The sequence below is a fragment of the Actinomycetota bacterium genome (assembly GCA_036280995.1).
Classification (GTDB): domain Bacteria; phylum Actinomycetota; class CALGFH01; order CALGFH01; family CALGFH01; genus CALGFH01.
Genome location: DASUPQ010000760.1, coordinates 1 through 2,631, shown reverse-complemented (window position 1 = coordinate 2,631; position 2,631 = coordinate 1). Strand labels below are relative to the sequence as shown.

2 protein-coding genes are annotated in these 2,631 nt (G+C 68.5%); one reads left to right on the top strand and one right to left on the bottom strand.

The features are described 5' to 3' along the window. On the top strand, window positions 1-1,864 hold a 1,864-nt coding region (locus tag VF468_25400), incomplete at its 5' end, for a phosphatase PAP2 family protein (protein ID HEX5881623.1). A 400-nt stretch (window positions 1,865-2,264) separates the two neighbouring features. On the opposite strand, the gene VF468_25395 is transcribed toward VF468_25400, so the two are convergent. Then, window positions 2,265-2,631 (bottom strand): CorA family divalent cation transporter (locus VF468_25395; protein HEX5881622.1); only part of this gene is annotated, 367 nt, incomplete at its 5' end.

Sequence of the window (2,631 nt, the reverse complement as noted above, 5' to 3'; positions counted from 1 at the left end):
GCTCGCCATGTTGATCCGCCGGCGCTTCCGGCATCTGCTGGTGCTGCTGGTTGCCTGGATCCTGCAGGGCGTGATGATCCAGATCCTGCTCGCGCCAATGCTCCGACGCCCGCGACCCTTCGGGGTCGAGTTCCGCATTGACTGGACGGCCTGGGCGCTGCCCTCCGCGCAGATGGCGGCGCTGGTCGTCGTCTTGGTGGGAATCCTGTACAGCCTGGTCCCGGAGGGCCGCTGGCGCCAGACCGGCAAGTGGGTGGCAACCGCCTTCGTCGCCCTGGTCGCCCTCGCCCGCATGTACCTGGGGGTCGAGGCACCCATCGACATCCTGGTCGGTGTGGCCATCGGGGTGGCGATTCCGCTGCTCGGCTTCCGCTGGTTCGCCCCCAGCCAGGTCTTCCCGGTGACCTATCGGCGGGGCCGGACCGCCCACCTGGACGTCGGCGGGACCCGGGGACAGGCGATCCGCCAGGCCCTCGACGACCAGCTCGGCCTGGTCGTCGAGGACGCTCAACCATTCGGGCTGGCCGGGTCGGCCGGCTCGACCCCGCTGCGCATCAGGGTCAAGGGCGAGACCGACACGATCCTGTTCGGCAAGCTGTATGCCAAAAACCACCTGCGGGCCGATCGGTGGTACAAGCTGGGCCGGGAGCTGCTGTACGGCCGCCTGGAGGACGAGAAGCCCTTCAACACCGTGCGCCGCCTGGTCCAGCAGGAGGACTACGCCCTCCAGAAACTCTATCTAGCCGGGCTCCCCAGCCCCCGGCCGTATGGTGTGGTGGAGCTAACCCCCGAGCGCGAGTACCTGCTGGTGTCGGAGTTCTTCGACGGGGCCACCGAGCTCGGCGAGGCCGAGGTCGACCAGAGCGTGATCGACGACGGCCTCGGGATCATCCGCAAGCTGTGGGATGCCGGGCTGGCTCACCGCGACATCAAGCCGGCCAACCTGCTGGTCCGCGACGGCCGCATGCTGCTCATCGACGTCGCCTTCGTCCAGGTGCGCCCTAGCCCCTGGCGCCAGGCCGTCGACCTGGCCAACATGATGCTCTGCCTGGCCCTGCGCAGCGACCCCCGGCAGGTATACGAGCGCGCCAAGCGTCAGTTCACGGTCGAGGAGATCACCGAGGGGTTCGCGGCCGCCCGCGGACTGGCCCTGCCCTCCCAGCTGCGCCGGATGCTCCACCAGCAGGGCCGCGACCTTCACGCCGAGTTCTTGAAGCTGCTGCCGGCACGGCCCCGCCCAATCAGGATCCAACGCTGGAGCGCCCGCCGGGTCGGCCTGCTTCTCCTGGTGGTGCCGTTGGCAGCACTGCTGGCGCTGGTCTTTCCCCTTGTGCTGGTCAACAACGACCAGACCACGACCCTGCTCAACCTGACGAACGTCGATTGCGACCAGCCAGAGCCGCTGTGGCTGCAGGCACAGTCGGTGCCATCGGCCTCCCTGGTCCCCTGTGTGCGGACGTTGCCGGCCGGCTGGCGGGTCGTGAACGCCAGCGAAGGACCCAGCCCATCGGCGGCCAGAAACGGCTGGTCGACAGTCACCCTTGCCAAGTACCTGGTCGGCTCCCTGGTCGTGCGGCTCAGCGCCACCTGTGACACCACCGGGGCGATCCAGCGGCCCTCCGACCAATCCGGCGCACAACGCTACGAGCGGCCCCACCAAACCAGCTCCGGCCGGGCAGCGACCTGGTACACCGTCTTCCCCGGCGGCTGCGTCACCGCCCAGCTGTCCTCGACCGGCGCTGCCGACCCCGCATTCATCACCGAGGCGAGCTCCATCATTGACTTCACGACTCGGCGGGCGCTCCAGCAGGCGCTGCAGCAGCGCTCGAGCGGACGACTCCACCTCGACCCCCTGCCAGAATAGGTGCTGGGCAGACCGCACCGGGCATCGACCAGAGAGCGCAGGTCGACATGATGGCGTGATGCAAGCCAAGCCCCGATACTCATCTCGCCGCTCATTGCCAGCTTCTTCGTCGGCGCTGCCCGGCTGTCGGTCGCAATCGCCGAGGCTGATCTGCCCAGGTTCGTGATACCTATGACACCAAGTGACTGATCGGAAGGTTTGGCCGCCGGCATTGGGGAGGCGATGCCGCTGGACCCCCCGATCCCGTTCCTAATTTCCCTGGAGTGCTCCGGGTTCGGATCCGCACCACGCCCGGCCATTCCCCGGCCCCACTGTGTCAACGAAGGGCTTGGCCACCATTACGGCGATGCCCGGTGGCACACCCTGCACCGCCGTCGTGGTCACGCGGGACGCCGGCCGGCTACAGCCAGCCGCTGCGCCGGAATGCCCGGTACAACCCCAGGCAGATGAGGGCCATCACCACCAGGACCAGTGGGTAGCCGAAGACCCACTCGAGCTCCGGCAGGTGCCGGAAGTTCATCCCGTAGATGCCAGCCAGCAGGGTGGGCACGGCCCAGATCGCGACCCAGGCTGATATCCGGCGCATGTCGTCGTTTTGCCGCACCGACACCTCGGTCAGGTTGGCCTGGAGCACGTTGGCGAGCAGGTTGCCCAGGCCGTCGGCCAGCTCGACCAGATGGAGCAAGTAGGCGCGCCGCTCCCGATAGCGCTGCTTGAGCCGCTCGGCGGCGGGGGTCGACGACTCGGCGGCCAGGCGGTCGAGCATC